The sequence below is a fragment of the Yoonia vestfoldensis SKA53 genome (assembly GCF_000152785.1).
Classification (GTDB): domain Bacteria; phylum Pseudomonadota; class Alphaproteobacteria; order Rhodobacterales; family Rhodobacteraceae; genus Yoonia; species Yoonia vestfoldensis_A.
The window spans coordinates 1,342,112-1,357,656 of record NZ_CH672414.1 but is presented as its reverse complement, the minus strand read 5'-3'; the positions used below and the strand labels follow the sequence as shown (position 1 = coordinate 1,357,656).

Here is a 15,545-nt window from a genome sequence, read left to right as displayed (position 1 = left end):
TGATGACTGATTTACGTTCAGGGACCCCGCTGGTTGAAATGCGGAATATCTCGATTGCCTTTGGCGGCATCCGTGCTGTCGATGGGGTGTCGCTCGATCTTTATGCAGGTGAAGTTGTTGGCCTTCTAGGCCACAACGGAGCGGGCAAATCCACGCTGATCAAGTGCCTGTCTGGCGCCTATCAGGCCGATAGCGGCGAGTTCTGGATCGAGGGCAAGAAAGCCCAGATTGCCAGCCCGCGCGATAGCCGGAATTTGAATATCGAGACGATCTATCAGACCTTGGCCTTGGCCGATAATCTGGACGCCGCAAGCAATCTGTTTCTGGGGCGCGAATTGACGACCCGGTTTGGGTTTCTGGATGATGCCCGCATGGAAGCTGAAACCCGCAGGATCATGGCGCAGCTCAATCCGAACTTCAAAAAGTTCAAAGAGCCTGTCAGCGCACTGTCGGGTGGCCAGCGTCAATCGGTGGCAATTGCGCGCGCGGTCTATTTCAACGCACGCATCCTGATTATGGATGAACCGACAGCGGCTTTGGGCGTCCACGAAACAGAAATGGTTGCTGATCTTATCAAAGAGCTGAAGAACCAAGGGCTTGGGATATTCCTGATCAGTCACGACACCCGCGAAATGATGGACTTGTGTGACCGTGTGGCCGTGATGAAAAACGGTCAGTTGATCGGCAACGAACGTGTCGAGGATGTGACTGAAGACGATATTCTGTCGATGATCATCATGGGGAAAAACCCCAAAAAACAACAAAACTACCAGAACTGATATGTATATTGGTCTTGATCTGGGAACCTCGGGTCTCAAGGCTGTTCTGATCGACGACGCGCAGGCCATCTTGGCCGAGGCGACGGCCCCATTGCAGGTCGCACGCCTGGCGCAGGGTTGGTCCGAGCAGGCACCGTCCAGTTGGTTAGATGCGGCAGATGCCGTGATGCAGTCTTTGGCGGCGCAGGTTTCGCTGGGTGCTGTCCGCGGTATTGGCCTGTCGGGGCATATGCACGGGGCGACCTTGCTGGATTCAAGTGACGAGGTGCTTCGCCCGTGTATCTTGTGGAATGACACACGTTCTGCCGTTGAAGCGGCTGAACTGGATGCCGATCCAAAGTTCCGCGCATTGACGGGCAATATCGTCTTTGCGGGCTTCACGGCACCAAAACTTGCCTGGGTGGCCAAGCATGAACCCGCGATCTTTGCCCGCGTCGCCCGTGTGCTGCTGCCAAAAGATTACCTGCGCTTGTGGCTGACCGGCGAGGCTGTCGCGGAAATGTCGGATGCCGCTGGCACCAGCTGGCTGGATGTGGGCAAGCGCGATTGGTCCGATGATTTGCTTGCAGCGACAGGCATGACCCGCGCCCAGATGCCGCGATTGGTCGAAGGGTCCAAGGTCTCGGGTCATATCCGTGATGCGCTTGCAAGCCGTTGGGGATTGCCCAAGGGGGTGGTCGTTGCAGGCGGCGGTGGTGACAATGCCGCCAGCGCCGTAGGTGTCGGTGTGGTCAAGGCAGGCGATGCCTTTGTCTCGCTTGGCACATCCGGCGTGCTGTTTGCGGCCAGCGATGCCTATAACCCCGATGCTGCATCTGCTGTGCATACCTTCTGCCACGCTTTGCCCGACACATGGCACCAGATGGGCGTGATCCTTGCCGCGGCCGATGCGCTGAACTGGTTTGCGCGTGTGGCGGACAAACCCGCCGCCACGCTGACCGCTGATCTTGGTGCCTTGCAGGCGCCGGGCAAGCCGTTGTTTCTGCCATATCTGGGCGGTGAACGGACCCCGCATAATGATGCCGCCATCCGTGGCGCGTTTTTGCATCTGGATCACGCGACTGACAGCGCGGCCATGGCGCGTGCCGTGTTGGAAGGTGTCACCCATGCGATCCGCGATTGCCATGACGCGCTGACCAGCACCGGCACCCGGATCACCCGCCTGATCGCCGTGGGTGGCGGGTCCAAGTCCGATTACTGGGTGCAGGCGATTGCCACATCGCTGGACCTGCCCATCGCCCTGCCTGTCGCAGGTGATTTCGGCGGGGCCTTCGGTGCCGCCCGTCTTGGACTGATGGCCGCGACGGGGGCAGGGGCCGAAGTGGCAACCGCCCCGAAAATCGCCCGCATGATTGAACCCGACACCAAATTGACCGCGGCCTTTTCGCAGGCCCATGCGCGCTATCGCGCGAGCTATACCGCTCTGAAAGGACTATCATGACCGATTTCTTCAAAGGCATCCCTGCCATCACCTATCAGGGGCCGGACAGCGACAATGACTTCGCCTTCCGCCATTACAACCCTGATGAGGTGGTGATGGGCAAGACGCTGAAGGATCATTTGCGCTTTGCCGCTGCCTATTGGCATTCTTTTGCATGGCCGGGTGGTGATCCGTTCGGCGGGCAGACATTCGACCGTCCGTGGTTCGGCGACAGCATGGATGCAGCCCGCATGAAGGCCGATGCCGCGTTCGAGATGTTCCAGATCTTGGGCGTGCCCTATTTCTGTTTCCACGACGCCGATGTGCGCCCTGAAGGAAATAGTTTCGCGCAAAACACCCGCAATCTGGAAGAGATCGTCGATTATTTCGCAGCCAAGATGGAAGCGACCGGCGTCAAACTGCTCTGGGGTACGGCGAACCTGTTTTCGCATCGCCGGTTCATGGCGGGTGCGGCGACGAACCCTGACCCTGATGTATTCGCGTTTTCTGCTGCCACGATCAAGACCTGCATGGATGCAACCATGAAACTGGGCGGCGAAAACTATGTCCTGTGGGGCGGGCGCGAAGGCTATGAAACCCTGCTCAACACCGACATGGGCCGCGAACGTGCGCAGGCGGGCCGGATGTTGCAGATGGTCGTCGATTACAAGCACAAGATGGGCTTCAAAGGCGCGATCCTGATCGAACCAAAGCCGCAGGAGCCGACCAAGCATCAATATGATTACGATGTCGCCACGGTTTACGGGTTCCTCAAGGAGTTTGGCCTTGAAGGCGAGGTCAAGATGAACATCGAACAGGGTCATGCCATTCTGGCCGGCCATTCGTTCGAACATGAACTGGCGATGGCGCGCGAATTGGGGATTTTCGGGTCCATCGACATGAACCGCAACGATTATCAATCCGGTTGGGATACCGACCAGTTTCCCAACAATGTGCCGGAAATGGCGCTGGCCTATTACGAGGTGCTGCGCGCCGGTGGTTTCACCACGGGTGGGACCAATTTCGACGCCAAATTGCGCCGCCAGAGCCTTGATGCAGAGGATCTGATTCTTGCGCATGTGGGCGGCATGGATGCCTGCGCTGCGGGGCTGAAGGCGGCAGCGGCGATGCTGGCGGATGGCAAGCTCGAATCCGCGCGCGATGCCCGTTACGCTGGCTGGGACACAGAGGCTGGCCGCGCGTTGCTGGCCAGCGATCTGGATGCGATCACCGCCAAGGTGATGGCGCAAGCGATCAACCCCGCGCCACGGTCGGGCCGTCAGGAACGGCTGGAAAATCTGGTGAACCGCTACCTGTGACCTTGTAAATCCGGCAGGTAAGGTGGATCATGATCCACCTTACGCAGGCCGAAAAGAGGTCCGATATGAACGATATGCGCAGCACTGCGCGGCGGCTGTTTGACGCTGGTGTGCAGGCCGCTGATCCGGTGGCGGCGGTGACGCGCCATCTGGATGATCTACCCGCGCCGGCGCTGATCGTGGCCGTAGGCAAGGCCGCGCGCGGTATGGCGCACGCAGCCTTGTCGCGCTTTGCCGGTGTGCCAGCTATCGTCGTGACCAATTACGAAAACGCCCAGCCGCTGGACGGGGCAGCGGTGTTTGCCGCGGGTCATCCGGTGCCGGATGAAAGCGGCGCAAAAGCGGCGCTGGCGGTGATCGCGGCCTTGCGCGCGGCCCAAGGCCCGGTGCTGGCGCTGATTTCGGGCGGTGGATCAGCCTTGCTGCCCGCCCCCGCAGGCGCGCTGACATTGGCCGACAAGATCGCGGTGAACAGGCTGTTGCTGGCCTCGGGGCTGGACATCCGCGCCATGAACCTGATCCGCCAGCAATTGTCCGATATCAAAGGCGGCGGGTTCCTGCGCCATGCGGCCCCCAACAACGTCACCGCATTGATCCTGTCCGATGTCGTGGGCGACGATCTGAGCGCGATTGCCAGCGGGCCGACTGCGCCGCCCATTGGCACAGCGGCACAGGCGGTGACAATGTTGCGCGATGCAAACCTGTGGGACCGCGTGCCGCCATCGGTGCGTGATCATCTGGCGCAGGCGCGCCCCGCGCCGGACCTGCCTGCCGCACGCAACATCCTGATCGGATCGAACAGGCAAAGCGTTGCCGCCATGGCGCAGGCGGCGGGCGTGGCGCATGTGATCGCCGCACCCGTCACCGGCGACGTGGCCGATGCCGCGAAACTGATCTGCGATCAGGCGCGCCCGGGTATCACGCTTTGGGGTGGCGAGACGACGGTCATGCTGCAAGGTACTGGCCGTGGTGGGCGCAATCAGGAACTGGCGCTGCGCATCGCGATCGTCGCTGCAGACCGCGGCTGGGGTGACTGGACCTGTCTGCAAGCAGGCAGTGACGGGCGCGACGGGCCAACCGATGCCGCTGGCGGGATTGTGGATCAGGACAGTCTGGGCAAGATTGCGGGTCTGGCAGCGCTTTTGGCCAATAATGACAGCTATGCTGCCTTGGCGCAGGTGGATGGTCTGTTGCTGACCGGCGCGACCGGCACCAATGTTGCCGATCTGGGTGTGCTGATCCGGCGTGGGTGACGCGCGCCGCGCGGGGAGTATTTGCAACAAAGCGAGGCGGAAAGAATGGCGCAGGACGACACGTGGCTGGACAGGTTTGCCGGGCTGGCGCGGCTGGAGCCCACGATCAAGGCGCAGCTTTTGGCGCGCAGCGCGGTTGTGGTGGCACCTGCAGGCACGGTGATTTTTGGTCCCGGCAAATCGCCGGAAAACATGCTGTTCTTGCTTGCGGGCACGGTGCGTGTCCAGCAAGTGTCTGACACCGGCCATGAGATCGTGCTGTACCGGATCGAGGCTGGCGAAAGCTGCGTGCTGACCACGGCCTGTTTGCTGGCCTATGATGATTATGCCGCCACGGGCATTGCCGAAACCGATGTGCGGGCTGCCGCCGTGCCGCGCGATGTGTTCGACGATCTGGTCGCGCAGTCGAAATCCTTTCGCAATTTTGTTTTTGCCGCCTTTTCCAAGCGGATCACCGATCTGTTCTTGATGATCGACGAGGTTGCGTTTCAGCGGATTGATGTGCGGCTTGCCGACAAGCTGTTGAAATTGTCGCATGGGGATGACCGGATCGCCACCACGCATCAGAAACTGGCCGTCGAATTGGGCACCGCGCGCGAAGTCGTGTCGCGCCAATTGCAGGAATTCCAGCGCCGCGGCTGGATCGCGCAGGCGCGCGGGGTCATCATGATTGCAGATCGTGCAGGATTGCAAGATGTGGCGCGGCATCACGGCTGACCATTGGGTCTGTGACAATATCACTGACACAGGTGGGGCGATTGCGCTAGACCTTTGGCAGCTTGAACAAGGAGCCTTTGAAATGACCGTCAATGTTGGCGATATCGACCGGATGATCCGTAGCACCCTGGGCATTGTCCTGCTGGCGCTGCCATTCATCGGTGGCATGGCAGTGTTTGACAGCCTGCTCGCAACGATCCTATCTGTCGTGGTAGGCTTGGTGATGCTGGGGGTCGCCGTAACGCGGTCTTGCCCGCTCTACACCGTTCTTGGCATGCGTACCTGCAAGGTCTGATCTTGCGCTCACCTTTCCGCTTGCTGCGCTTGCAAGCGGCCCAACTGGCCAGAAATTCATGAATACCCGTTTGATCCGCTACCTGCCCATTCTGTCATGGGGGCGGCACTATACCCGTTCCGACCTTGGCAATGACCTGACCGCCGCCTTTATCGTGACGATCATGCTGATCCCGCAATCGCTTGCCTATGCGCTGTTGGCGGGGTTGCCGGCCGAGGCGGGGCTTTATGCCTCGATCGTGCCGATCATGCTCTATGCCGTGTTCGGCACCAGCCGCAGCCTGGCCGTGGGGCCGGTTGCAGTGGTGTCGCTGATGACGGCGGCCGCCCTGAGCAATATCGTCGAGCAAGGCACCATGGGCTATGCTGTGGCCGCCCTGTCGCTGGCGGGGTTGTCGGGGGTCATTCTGGTCGCGATGGGGCTGTTCCGGCTGGGGTTTGTGGCGAATTTCCTGTCGCATCCGGTGATTGCGGGGTTCATCACTGCCTCGGGCATCATCATCGCGGCCAGCCAGTTGAAACATATCCTTGGGATCAGTGCGGAGGGGCATAACCTGGCCGAACTGGTGGTGTCGCTGGGCCGTAATCTGGGGGGGATCAACTGGATCACCGCGCTGATCGGCGTGCTGGCGACGGGGTTTTTGTTCTGGGTGCGCAAGGGGTTGAAACCTGTGCTGACCAAGCTGGGCCTTGGTGCGGGGCTGACGGGGTTTCTGGTCAAACTGGGACCGATTGTTGTGGTCGTGGCGACCACGGCGGCGGTCTGGTACTGGGGGCTGGACGCGCGCGGCGTCAAGATCGTGGGCGCTGTACCACAAAGCCTGCCGCCGTTCACGCTGCCATCCTTTTCGCCAGCTTTGCTGCAGCAATTGCTGCTGCCGGCCTTTCTGATCTCGATCATCGGCTTCGTGGAATCGATTTCCGTCGCCCAGACACTGGCCGCCAAAAAGCGCCAGCGGATCGACCCCGATCAGGAACTGATCGGTCTGGGGGTCGCCAATATCGGCGCATCGCTCACGGGTGGCTTTCCGGTGACGGGCGGATTTTCGCGCTCTGTCGTGAACTTTGACGCAGGGGCTGCAACACCGGCTGCGGGGGCGTTTACCGCCGTCGGGCTAGCGATTGCGGCTCTCGCGCTGACGCCGCTGATCTATTTTCTGCCCACTGCGACGCTGGCCGCGACGATCATCGTGGCGGTGCTGAGCCTTGTGGATTTCTCGATCCTGAAACGCAGCTGGGCCTATAACCGCGGTGATTTCGCGGCTGTCGCCACGACGATCCTGCTGACCCTTGCGCTGGGGGTCGAGGCGGGGATTTCCGCTGGTGTCTTGCTGTCGGTGCTGTTGCATCTGTACCGGTCGTCCAAGCCGCATATCGCAGAAGTGGGCCAAATGCCGGGGACCGAGCATTTCCGCAATATCCTGCGCCACAAGGTCATTACCCATCCCAGCATCGTGACTTTGCGGGTGGATGAAAGCCTCTATTTCGCCAATGCCCGTTATCTGGAAGACCGGATTCAGGCCCGCGTTGCCGGTGACAAAGAAGTGCGCCACGTCATCCTGCAATGTTCGGCGATCAACGAGATTGATTTCAGCGCGCTGGAATCGCTGGAGGCGATCAACGACCGTCTGCGCGAGATGGACGTGAAACTGCATCTATCAGAGGTGAAAGGCCCTGTGATGGACAGGCTGGCCGAACAGCATTTCCTGGATCAGCTGACGGGCCGCGTGTTCTTGTCGCAATATGAGGCGGTCCAAGGGGTGTTGGCGTAGGGCGGGGTTCATCCCGCCGCTACGAAAGGTAGGTCGGGGAGAACCCCGACCTACAGTCGTGATCAGTTCAGATCGGATGCATAGCCTGCAGCCATCTCGGTCTCGACCTGTGCGACAGCCTCTTGCAGGGCGGTCAGCATATCGGGGCCGCCCTGAACGTTCGCGCTGAACCACTCATAGACCGGCTGTGCGGCTTCGGCGAACATCGCCTTTTCTTCGGGGGTCGGCACGTAGAGATCGCCGCCACCGGCTAGAAACGCCTCATAAGCGGCAATGGATTTACGCTTGGGCGAGGCGAAGGTCGCCTGCTGAAGTGCTGCAAAGCCGTCAACCACGACGCGGCGCAGATCCTCTGGCATTGCAAGGAAAGCGTCGTTGTTCATCCACCACAGCGCACCCATGTAGGAATGACCGTCCAGTGTCAGGTATTGCAGACCGGCATCGGGGAATTTCATGTTCATGATGTCGGTAATGCCGTTGGCGGTGCCTTCGACCACGCCGGTTTGCAGCGATGTGAACAGCTCTGGCCACTGGATCGGGGTCGCGGATGCGCCCATCGCCTCGACCAGCTGGATCGGCAGGTCGGCCACGACCGTGCGCAGCTTCAGCCCTTGCAGATCGGCAGGGGTTTGGACGCGGCGTTCGGTATTGGCAAAGTTGCGCCAGCCGCCGGTATTGCCGATGGTCATCAGGCGGATCGTGTTGTCGCTGTCAGCCAGCGCCATATCGCGCATGGTGCGCACGAAATCGCCTTGCAGCACAGCCTCGGCCACGCGATCAGAGGACATCAGATAGGGCAGGTCAAGCACCTGCACATAAGGGAAAATCCCCGCTGCCCCGCCCGAAGTCGAGATATAGACGTCGATAGAACCCTCGGACACGCCTTCGAGACATTCCTCGCCCGTGGCGCAAAGCTGCGTGCCGATGAACAATTCCACCGCGATGCGTCCGTTGGAGGCCGCTTCGACATAATCCTTGAACACGACCAGACCGTCATAATCTTCGTCATCGGTGTTGGAATTGGCGGTCGCGCGGATTGTGAAATCCTGTGCGGCCAGGGCCATCGGCGTGACAAGCACGGCGGCGGTCATGGCAAGTTGGGTCAGTTTTTTCAGCATGGTATCCTCCCTGTGGATGCTGGTGATTACTGTATCGGCACGGGGCTGATACAGGCGGAAAAGCCGACATCCGGGGCACAGCCCAGAAATCCGGCCAGATATGGCACCGTCATCGAAATGGCGGGGACATAGGTAATCAGGAAAATGACGGCGATTTCCACCGCCAGAAACGGCAGAATGGCGCGGGCGATAGTTTCCACCCGTTCGCCCGACACGGTCGAAGCCACGAACAGCACCAGCCCCATGGGTGGTGTGGCCAGCCCCACGGTCAGGTTCACGCTCATGATGATGGCGAAATGCACCGGATGCACGCCCATATCGACAAAGATTGGTCCAAGGATCGGCCCCAGAATGATGATCGCCGGCCCCGCATCAAGGAACATGCCGACGACGAACAACAACACGTTGATGAGAAACAGAAGGACAAGCGGATTCTCGGACAGCGACAAGATATAATCCGACAATATCTGCGGTGCATATGACAAGGCCACGACAGTCTTGAACGCGACAGCGGCCCCGACCAGCAACAGCACCGCCGATGTGGCGATGGCCGAGCGTGTCAGCACGCCGGACAGATCGCTGAATTTCATCGACCGCAGCACAAAGAACGACACGATCAGCGCATAGGCGACAGCAATGGCCGAGGCTTCCGTCGGGGTGAAGACACCCACAAGGATGCCACCCAGAATGATGATCGGCGTTTGCAGCGGTGCGACCGCCTTTTTGCAGACGATGCGGAAATCGGATGTGACCCGCTTGCGATAGCCCATCAGGATGAAATGTGACGCGACCAGCAGGGCGGCGAACACGACCCAAAGGTTCAGCGCATGCACGGTGTCGCCCGCATCATTCACACGCGCCAGCCCGACAGGGCCAGCGATGAAGGAATAGAGCGCCATCAAAAGCCCCGCGAAATTGATCCGCAGCAGGGCAAAGCTGACCCAATATTCCACCGGCGTGATGGTCTGGTTTTTATGGACGATCCGTTCGGCCTTGGGCAGGTCGTACCGGTCGGCCATCAACCGGACCATGACCATCAGCCCGACACCCACGAGAATCCCCGGCACGATGCCTGCCAGAAACAGGGACGCGACGCTTTCGCCCATCACATAGGCATAGATGATCATGATGCCTGATGGCGGGATGATCGGCCCGATGACTGAACTGGCCGCAGTGATCGCGGCGGCAAAGCGGCGGGTATAGCCGTTCTTTTCCATCGCGGGGATCATGGTGGACCCGATCGCGGATGTATCGGCCACAGCCGACCCTGACAGGCCCGCGAACAGCATCGAGGACAGGATGTTCACATGCGCCAGCCCGCCGCGCATATGGCCCATAAAGGCTTGGGCGAATTCCACCAACCGCATGGTGATGCCGCCACGGTTCATGATCTCGCCCGCCAGCATGAAGAACGGCAGCGCCATTAGCGGGAAACTGTCCATACCGTTGTAAAGGTTGCGGTAAAGCCCTGCCACCACGTTGCGGGTGTCGCCTTCGGCCATGATCATGGCAAAAGGGGCGGCCATAAGCGCAAAAACCACCGGAAGGCCGATCAGGATCAGCATCAGGAACAGTGGCAAAAACAGGATCAGCATTATTCAGCCCCCGCGATCTCGGTCTGTTTGAACGATGTCAGCCGGTCACCTTGCCCCAAAAGCGTGATGACCTGCCGCAGCATCAGTTCGACATTGACTGCAATCAGCAGGCTGACCCCGACCCAGAGCGAGGCATATTGGTAATTATTCTGGAACCGCGCGCCGCATTTGCCGATTTCGATCCCGAAGGGCCATTGCAGCGACGACGAACAGCCGCGCCCCGAGAGCGTCAGCAGATGATTGTTAAGCCCGCGTTCCCAGGCGATCACCAACACCCAGAGTGAAATCGCCAGCAGCAGCAAGCCCAAAAGACCCGCCAGCAAACGGGGCAGGGCGCGTTCGAGCATGTCGATCGCCACGAAGCCGCCGATCCGGTAGGCCAGCGGCGCCATCAGCCCTGTCATCCAGAGCATCCCGAACCGCGCGCCTTCTTCGGTCCAGTTTGGTGCATCGCTGAGCACATAGCGGAAAAATACCTGTCCGAGGATCAAGGCCACCATCACGGCAAGCGCCACCACCGCGATCAGCTTGCCTATGGCAAGTACCGCGGTGTTGAACCGCTCGAGCGGCCACAAGATACCAAACAGGACCGACATCGGCTCCTCCCCTGTTTTGTTACGCTTTCGGGGCGCTGCCCCCTTGCCCCTGCGGGGCAATTCCCCCGGGATATTTTTACTCTGAAGATGGTGGATGGTGTGGTGCGAAGGTTCCGTATTGGCCGCCATGAAAGGTCAGGGGCTGGCCTTCGGTGTGATGGGCTTTGGTCACGCGGCCGACGATGATGACGTGATCGCCTGCATCATGGCTGGTTTCGAGATTGCATTCGAACGTGGCAAGTGCGCCTGCGATGATCGGCATGCCGCAATGCGACAGATGCGTTGGCACATTGCGGATTGCTGTCTTTGACTCGAGGATGGCCGCGCAGATATCGCGCTGGTCGGCGGCCATGACATGGATCGCAAAGCGCCGCGCGCCTGCAAAATGCTCAAAGCGCTTGGAGGATTTCGCCGGCGACCATAACACCAGCGGCGGGTCGAGCGAGACGCTGGCAAAGCTGTTTGCGACGATCCCGATCGCGCCTTCGGGGCTATCTGTGGTGATGACGGTCACGCCGGTCGTAAAGGACCCGAGGGCCGTACGAAAACGGGTGCTGTCGGTCTGCGGGTCGAATGTCTGGGGCATTAGGGGACTTCCTGGCCAAGGGCTGCGGTATAAAGTTTGAACCAGGTCTCACGGTCCATCGTGACTTTCAATGCGTCAGATAGGGTTTTGATCCGGCCAATCGCATTGGTGCCCATCACAGGCATGATCCGGGCGGGATGCGCCAGCAACCATGCGACGGCAACGGCTGCGCTGTCCACAGCTTGTTCAGCGGCCACGGCGGCAAGTGCGTCCTGCACAGCCCCGGTGCCGGTCATCAGCGCGCCGCCGCCAAGGGGCGACCACGCCATGATCGGCACGCTGCGTTCTTGCAGATAGGCGACATCGCCATTGGTGAACCCTTGATGGGCCGTCAGCGACAATTCGATCTGGTTGGTGATCAGCGGCGTTTGCATCGCCGATTGCAGCAGGGTCCAGTCATGCTGTTTGAAATTGGACACGCCGACACTGCGCACCTTGCCGGATGCGACCAGCGCATCCAGTGCCGCCCCTGTGTCGTGATGGTCCATCAGCGGGTCGGGCCGGTGGATCAAAAGCGTGTCGATCCGGTCCACCCCCATCAGCCGCAGCGAATGATCGACCGACGCCGTCACATGCGCCGCTGACGTGTCATAATGTTTCACCCCCGCCCCGGCATAGCGCCCGGCAGAGACGATGATATCGCATTTGGTGACAATCTCGATCTGGTGTTTCAGCGCGGGGGCTGCGCGCAGCGCATGGCCCATGATTTCTTCGGCCATATAGCCGCCATAGATATCGGCCTGATCCATCGTGGTGATGCCCTGGGCCAGGCAGGTTTCGATCTTGGCCTGCACATGTTTGGGGCTGGTGTCGGTATCATCGCCCAGCCGCCACATGCCATAGATGATGCGGCTGAAGGAAAGGTCATTGGTGATCTGGATGCGTTGCATTAGCGGCGTTGTCCTATGCCCAAGGGCGTGGCTGGTGTTGCGGTTGGCACGCGCCCATAGGCATGCGGCAGCGAGCAGGTTTTCAGATGTGGCATCACCCGTGCGCCGAAATGTTCGGCCTCGGCGATATGCGGATAGCCTGAAAAGATGAAAGCACGGATGCCCATTTTCTGGTAGTCTTCGATCTTGGACAGGATCTGGTCGGTTGATCCGACCAAAGCCGCCCCGCAGCCCGACCGCGCGCGGCCAATGCCAGTCCAGAGCCCTGGTTCGGTATAACCGAATTGATCCGCCAGTTCGCGCGCGCGCGATTGATGCGCCACCCCAAGGCTGATGCTGTCGTGGGCGCGGTCGCGGATCAGCTTGCCATATTCGTCGTCAAGCTTGCTGGCGATATAATCGGCATAGTCCTTGGCCTCGGCCTCGGTATCGCGCACGATCATATGCACGCGCAGCCCGTAATCCAGCGTGCGCCCATGGGCGGCGGCCCTTGCATGGACATCCTTCATCCTTTGCGCCAGCACATCGCGGGTTTCGGGCCACATCAGATAGACATCGCATTGCGCGCCGCAAAGTTCCAAGGCATCGGGCGAATAGCCGCCAAAGTAAAGCAGCGGACCGCCGTTTTGCTGATAGGGGCGGGCGGGGTCGGTAGGTAGTTTGCTGATCTGGTAGATTTCGCCGTCATGGCTGACCTCGTCCTGCGTCCAGCATTTACGCAGGATTTCCACGACCTCGTGGCTGCGCCTGTAGCGGTATTTGCTGTCGGCCACTTCACCGGGGAAATCGGAGCTGATGACGTTCAGCGTCAGCCGCCCCTGCAGCATATGGTCCAGCGTGGCAATCGTGCGCGCCAGCATGATCGGCTGCACCTCGCCACAGCGGATCGCGGCAAGGAAATTGATCTTGTCGGTCAAGGGCGCCATGCCGGCCACGAAAGACAGCGTGTCTTGCCCGACCTGATAGGACGATGGGGCAAGGATGTTGCGGAACCCCTGCGCCTCGGCGGTCAGGGCGATGTCGCGGCAATGGTCCCATGACGACCGCAGATCGCCGTCCGGCACGCCCAGAAACTGGTAATCATCCGAACAAAGGGCGGAAAACCAGGACACCTCTGCCGCATCAAGATCGGCGCTGGTGACGGGCACGACGCTCATTGATTCCCCTCCCAAGGACGTTGTCTTTGCACTTGCGTAGCATGGCCAGATATGTGCAACAATAGTGTATCAATTAGCTGGCGCGCCGGGGAGGGGCAGGGCCATGGCGACACCCTCTGCCTTGCCGAAATTCGTGCAGCTGAGCGAAATGCTGATCCGCGAAATCGCCGCCGGACATCTGGCCGATGGCGCGCGCCTGCCCCCCGAACGCGAGATGGCAGAGACTTTGGGCGTTGCTGTCGGCACATTGCGCAAGGCGCTGGCCGATGTCGCGGCCAAGGGGTTACTCCAGCGCGTTCAAGGGTCTGGCAATTATGTGCGCAAGCTCGAGGCGGTCGATTCCGTTTACGCCTTTTTCCGGCTAGAGCTGAAACGCGGCGGCGGTTTGCCCACGGCGCAGGTGCTGTCGGTCGATCTGTTGGCAAAACCTGCGGATGCACGGCCATTCGGCGAACATGCGCAAGGGCACCGGATCAGGCGCTTGCGCTGGTTGGGGGGCGTGCTGGTCGGGCTGGAGGAAATCTGGCTCGACGGGGGCTATGCGCCCGCCATCGGGCCACAGGACCTGATCGATTCGCTGTATCTGTTTTACCGCGACCGGCTGGGGTTGGTGATCGCGGCGGCCGAGGACCGGATTGGTGTCGCGCCTTTGCCCGACTGGACGCCGCCCGATTTTCATCTGCCGCCAGGGGCAGTGGCCGGTTACATCGAACGCAATTCATATCTGGCAGGCCGCGTGCCTGTCGAATTTTCGCGCACCTGGTTCGATGCGGACCGGGCGCAATATATCTCGCGCATGGGAAAAGGGTGAACGACGTGCAAATGGTGAACTACGGGCTGGTCGGCTGCGGCATGATGGCCCGCGAACATATCATGAATATCAACCTGTTGCCGCATGGGCGGGTTTGCGTGGTCTATGATCCTGTGCCAGAGCTCGCGCAGGCGGCGGCGGTGTTGGCGGGCGGCGCGCATGTCGCGGACAGCCTTGATGCGTTGCTGGCCTTTGCCGATCTGGATGCCGTGGTCATCGTCAGCCCCAATTACCTGCATGTCCCGCAATTGCAGCAGATCGTCGCGACGCGGCCTTTGCCGATCCTGTGTGAAAAGCCGCTGTTCACCAATCCGTCTGATGCGGCGCTGGTGGATGATCTGTTCGCCGCTTACCCGCACCCTGTCTGGGTGGCGATGGAATACCGCTATATGCCGCCCGTTGCCGCGCTGGTCGCGCAGGCCGAGGCTGTCACGGGCGGTGTGCGGATGCTGACGATCCGCGAACACCGCTTTCCGTTCCTGCCCAAGGTCGGCGACTGGAACCGGTTCAACGCCAAGACCGGCGGCACCTTGGTTGAAAAATGCTGTCATTTCTTCGACCTGATGCGCCTGATCATGCAGGACGAACCCGTCCGCGTCATGGCGAGCGCGGGGCAGGCGGTGAACCATATTGACGAACGCTATGACGGGCAGGCGCCGGATATTTGGGACAATGCCTATGTGATCGTCGATTTCGCGCGTGGGTCGCGTGCGATGCTGGAATTGTGCATGTTCGCCGAAGGATCACGCTATCAAGAAGAAATCAGCGCCGTCGGCCCCCTCGGCAAGATCGAGGCGCTTGTGCCGGGGCCTGGCCGGTTCTGGCCGCTGGCGCTGGGGGAGCCTCCCGTGCCGCAGCTGATCATCAGCCCGCGTGACCCCAAAGGCCCGTTCATATCCGAAATTCCGGTCGATCCCACCTTGCTGGAGGCAGGCGATCACAATGGATCGACGTTTTATCAGCACCAGCGGTTCAATGCTGTCGTGCGCGGTGAAGGCGTGGTCGAGGTGACGGTGCAGGACGGGGCAGCGGCTGTCGCCATCGGCATGGCCGCACAGCAAAGCGCGCGCACAGGGCAGGCGGTCGGCCTGCCGCAATCGCCGGTCACGACGGCGCAGGTGGCCGGGCTATAGCGGATTTGAGGGAAAAAACTTTGCTGGCAAGACCAGGTCCTGCCAGCAAATCAGCAGCCACCGATCCGGCGTCCGCAATCCGCAAAACTTAATACAAAATTTACT

At 60.6% G+C, this 15,545-nt stretch carries 15 protein-coding genes; 9 read left to right on the top strand and 6 right to left on the bottom strand.

Annotated elements, in window-relative coordinates; translation table 11 throughout:
• The first annotated feature begins 2 nt into the window (after positions 1–2).
• The 7 genes from SKA53_RS06715 (at position 3) to SKA53_RS06685 (ending at position 7,554) form a co-directional block, all read left to right on the top strand.
• Positions 3–779 (top strand): ATP-binding cassette domain-containing protein, encoded by a 777-nt coding sequence (locus SKA53_RS06715; protein ID WP_040482828.1) that lies wholly within the window; start codon positions 3–5, stop codon positions 777–779.
• Between the two features lies 1 nt (position 780).
• On the top strand, positions 781–2,220 hold the full coding sequence (gene xylB / locus SKA53_RS06710) for a xylulokinase (RefSeq protein WP_007205341.1): 1,440 nt from the start codon (positions 781–783) through the stop codon (positions 2,218–2,220).
• Positions 2,217–3,518 carry a xylose isomerase gene (gene xylA, locus SKA53_RS06705; RefSeq protein ID WP_007205340.1) on the top strand — a complete coding sequence of 434 codons (1,302 nt, stop codon included), beginning with the start codon at positions 2,217–2,219 and terminating at the stop codon, positions 3,516–3,518. The genes xylB and xylA overlap by 4 nt, the downstream gene beginning before the upstream one ends.
• Before the next feature lie 29 nt (positions 3,519–3,547).
• Positions 3,548–4,771, top strand: coding sequence for a glycerate kinase type-2 family protein (locus SKA53_RS06700; RefSeq protein ID WP_007205339.1), 1,224 nt, complete (start codon positions 3,548–3,550; stop codon positions 4,769–4,771).
• A gap of 45 nt (positions 4,772–4,816) precedes the next feature.
• Positions 4,817–5,488, top strand: coding sequence for a Crp/Fnr family transcriptional regulator (locus SKA53_RS06695; protein WP_007205338.1), 672 nt, complete (start codon positions 4,817–4,819; stop codon positions 5,486–5,488).
• A gap of 82 nt (positions 5,489–5,570) precedes the next feature.
• A complete protein-coding gene (locus SKA53_RS06690; protein WP_040483181.1) occupies positions 5,571–5,783 on the top strand; it encodes a YgaP family membrane protein in 213 nt (70 codons plus the stop codon).
• Positions 5,784–5,841: 58 nt separating this feature from the next.
• Positions 5,842–7,554, top strand: coding sequence for a SulP family inorganic anion transporter (locus SKA53_RS06685; protein ID WP_007205336.1), 1,713 nt, complete (start codon positions 5,842–5,844; stop codon positions 7,552–7,554).
• Between the two features lie 62 nt (positions 7,555–7,616).
• Here the strand turns inward: SKA53_RS06685 and dctP are convergent, their stop codons facing one another.
• From dctP to SKA53_RS06655, 6 genes are all read right to left on the bottom strand, one after another.
• Complete coding sequence (gene dctP, locus SKA53_RS06680) at positions 7,617–8,672, bottom strand: TRAP transporter substrate-binding protein DctP (protein WP_007205335.1); 1,056 nt, start codon at positions 8,670–8,672, stop codon at positions 7,617–7,619.
• A gap of 26 nt (positions 8,673–8,698) precedes the next feature.
• Positions 8,699–10,267, bottom strand: a complete 1,569-nt coding sequence (locus SKA53_RS06675) for a TRAP transporter large permease (RefSeq protein WP_007205334.1) — start codon at positions 10,265–10,267, stop codon at positions 8,699–8,701.
• Positions 10,267–10,863 carry a TRAP transporter small permease gene (locus SKA53_RS06670; RefSeq protein ID WP_007205333.1) on the bottom strand — a complete coding sequence of 199 codons (597 nt, stop codon included), beginning with the start codon at positions 10,861–10,863 and terminating at the stop codon, positions 10,267–10,269. The genes SKA53_RS06675 and SKA53_RS06670 overlap by 1 nt, the downstream gene beginning before the upstream one ends.
• 76 nt (positions 10,864–10,939) lie before the next feature.
• A complete protein-coding gene (locus SKA53_RS06665) occupies positions 10,940–11,449 on the bottom strand; it encodes a flavin reductase family protein (protein ID WP_007205332.1) in 510 nt (169 codons plus the stop codon).
• Positions 11,449–12,339 (bottom strand): aldo/keto reductase, encoded by an 891-nt coding sequence (locus tag SKA53_RS06660; RefSeq protein WP_007205331.1) that lies wholly within the window; start codon positions 12,337–12,339, stop codon positions 11,449–11,451. The genes SKA53_RS06665 and SKA53_RS06660 overlap by 1 nt, the downstream gene beginning before the upstream one ends.
• Positions 12,339–13,496, bottom strand: a complete 1,158-nt coding sequence (locus SKA53_RS06655) for an LLM class flavin-dependent oxidoreductase (RefSeq protein WP_007205330.1) — start codon at positions 13,494–13,496, stop codon at positions 12,339–12,341. The genes SKA53_RS06660 and SKA53_RS06655 overlap by 1 nt, the downstream gene beginning before the upstream one ends.
• A gap of 103 nt (positions 13,497–13,599) precedes the next feature.
• Here SKA53_RS06655 and SKA53_RS06650 point away from each other — a divergent pair, with 103 nt between their 5' ends.
• Positions 13,600–14,307: a GntR family transcriptional regulator gene (locus SKA53_RS06650; RefSeq protein WP_007205329.1), complete on the top strand. Its 708-nt coding sequence runs from the start codon at positions 13,600–13,602 to the stop codon at positions 14,305–14,307.
• A gap of 11 nt (positions 14,308–14,318) precedes the next feature.
• On the top strand, positions 14,319–15,440 hold the full coding sequence (locus SKA53_RS06645) for a Gfo/Idh/MocA family protein (protein WP_007205328.1): 1,122 nt from the start codon (positions 14,319–14,321) through the stop codon (positions 15,438–15,440).
• Positions 15,441–15,545: the final 105 nt, after the last annotated feature.

Excerpts from the sequence above, each read along its gene's own strand:
- xylA (WP_007205340.1), top strand. The coding sequence starts at position 2,217 with ATGACCGATTTCTTCAAAGGCATCCCTGCCATCACCTATCAGGGGCCG.
- SKA53_RS06695 (WP_007205338.1), top strand. The coding sequence starts at position 4,817 with ATGGCGCAGGACGACACGTGGCTGGACAGGTTTGCCGGGCTGGCGCGG.
- SKA53_RS06685 (WP_007205336.1), top strand. The coding sequence starts at position 5,842 with ATGAATACCCGTTTGATCCGCTACCTGCCCATTCTGTCATGGGGGCGG.
- SKA53_RS06650 (WP_007205329.1), top strand. The coding sequence starts at position 13,600 with ATGGCGACACCCTCTGCCTTGCCGAAATTCGTGCAGCTGAGCGAAATG.
- dctP (WP_007205335.1), bottom strand. The coding sequence starts at position 8,672 with ATGCTGAAAAAACTGACCCAACTTGCCATGACCGCCGCCGTGCTTGTC.
- SKA53_RS06660 (WP_007205331.1), bottom strand. The coding sequence starts at position 12,339 with ATGCAACGCATCCAGATCACCAATGACCTTTCCTTCAGCCGCATCATC.
- SKA53_RS06700 (WP_007205339.1), top strand. The coding sequence starts at position 3,548 with ATGATCCACCTTACGCAGGCCGAAAAGAGGTCCGATATGAACGATATG.
- SKA53_RS06715 (WP_040482828.1), top strand. The coding sequence starts at position 3 with ATGACTGATTTACGTTCAGGGACCCCGCTGGTTGAAATGCGGAATATC.
- SKA53_RS06690 (WP_040483181.1), top strand. The coding sequence starts at position 5,571 with ATGACCGTCAATGTTGGCGATATCGACCGGATGATCCGTAGCACCCTG.
- SKA53_RS06675 (WP_007205334.1), bottom strand. The coding sequence starts at position 10,267 with ATGCTGATCCTGTTTTTGCCACTGTTCCTGATGCTGATCCTGATCGGC.
- SKA53_RS06665 (WP_007205332.1), bottom strand. The coding sequence starts at position 11,449 with ATGCCCCAGACATTCGACCCGCAGACCGACAGCACCCGTTTTCGTACG.
- SKA53_RS06645 (WP_007205328.1), top strand. The coding sequence starts at position 14,319 with ATGGTGAACTACGGGCTGGTCGGCTGCGGCATGATGGCCCGCGAACAT.
- SKA53_RS06670 (WP_007205333.1), bottom strand. The coding sequence starts at position 10,863 with ATGTCGGTCCTGTTTGGTATCTTGTGGCCGCTCGAGCGGTTCAACACC.
- SKA53_RS06655 (WP_007205330.1), bottom strand. The coding sequence starts at position 13,496 with ATGAGCGTCGTGCCCGTCACCAGCGCCGATCTTGATGCGGCAGAGGTG.
- xylB (WP_007205341.1), top strand. The coding sequence starts at position 781 with ATGTATATTGGTCTTGATCTGGGAACCTCGGGTCTCAAGGCTGTTCTG.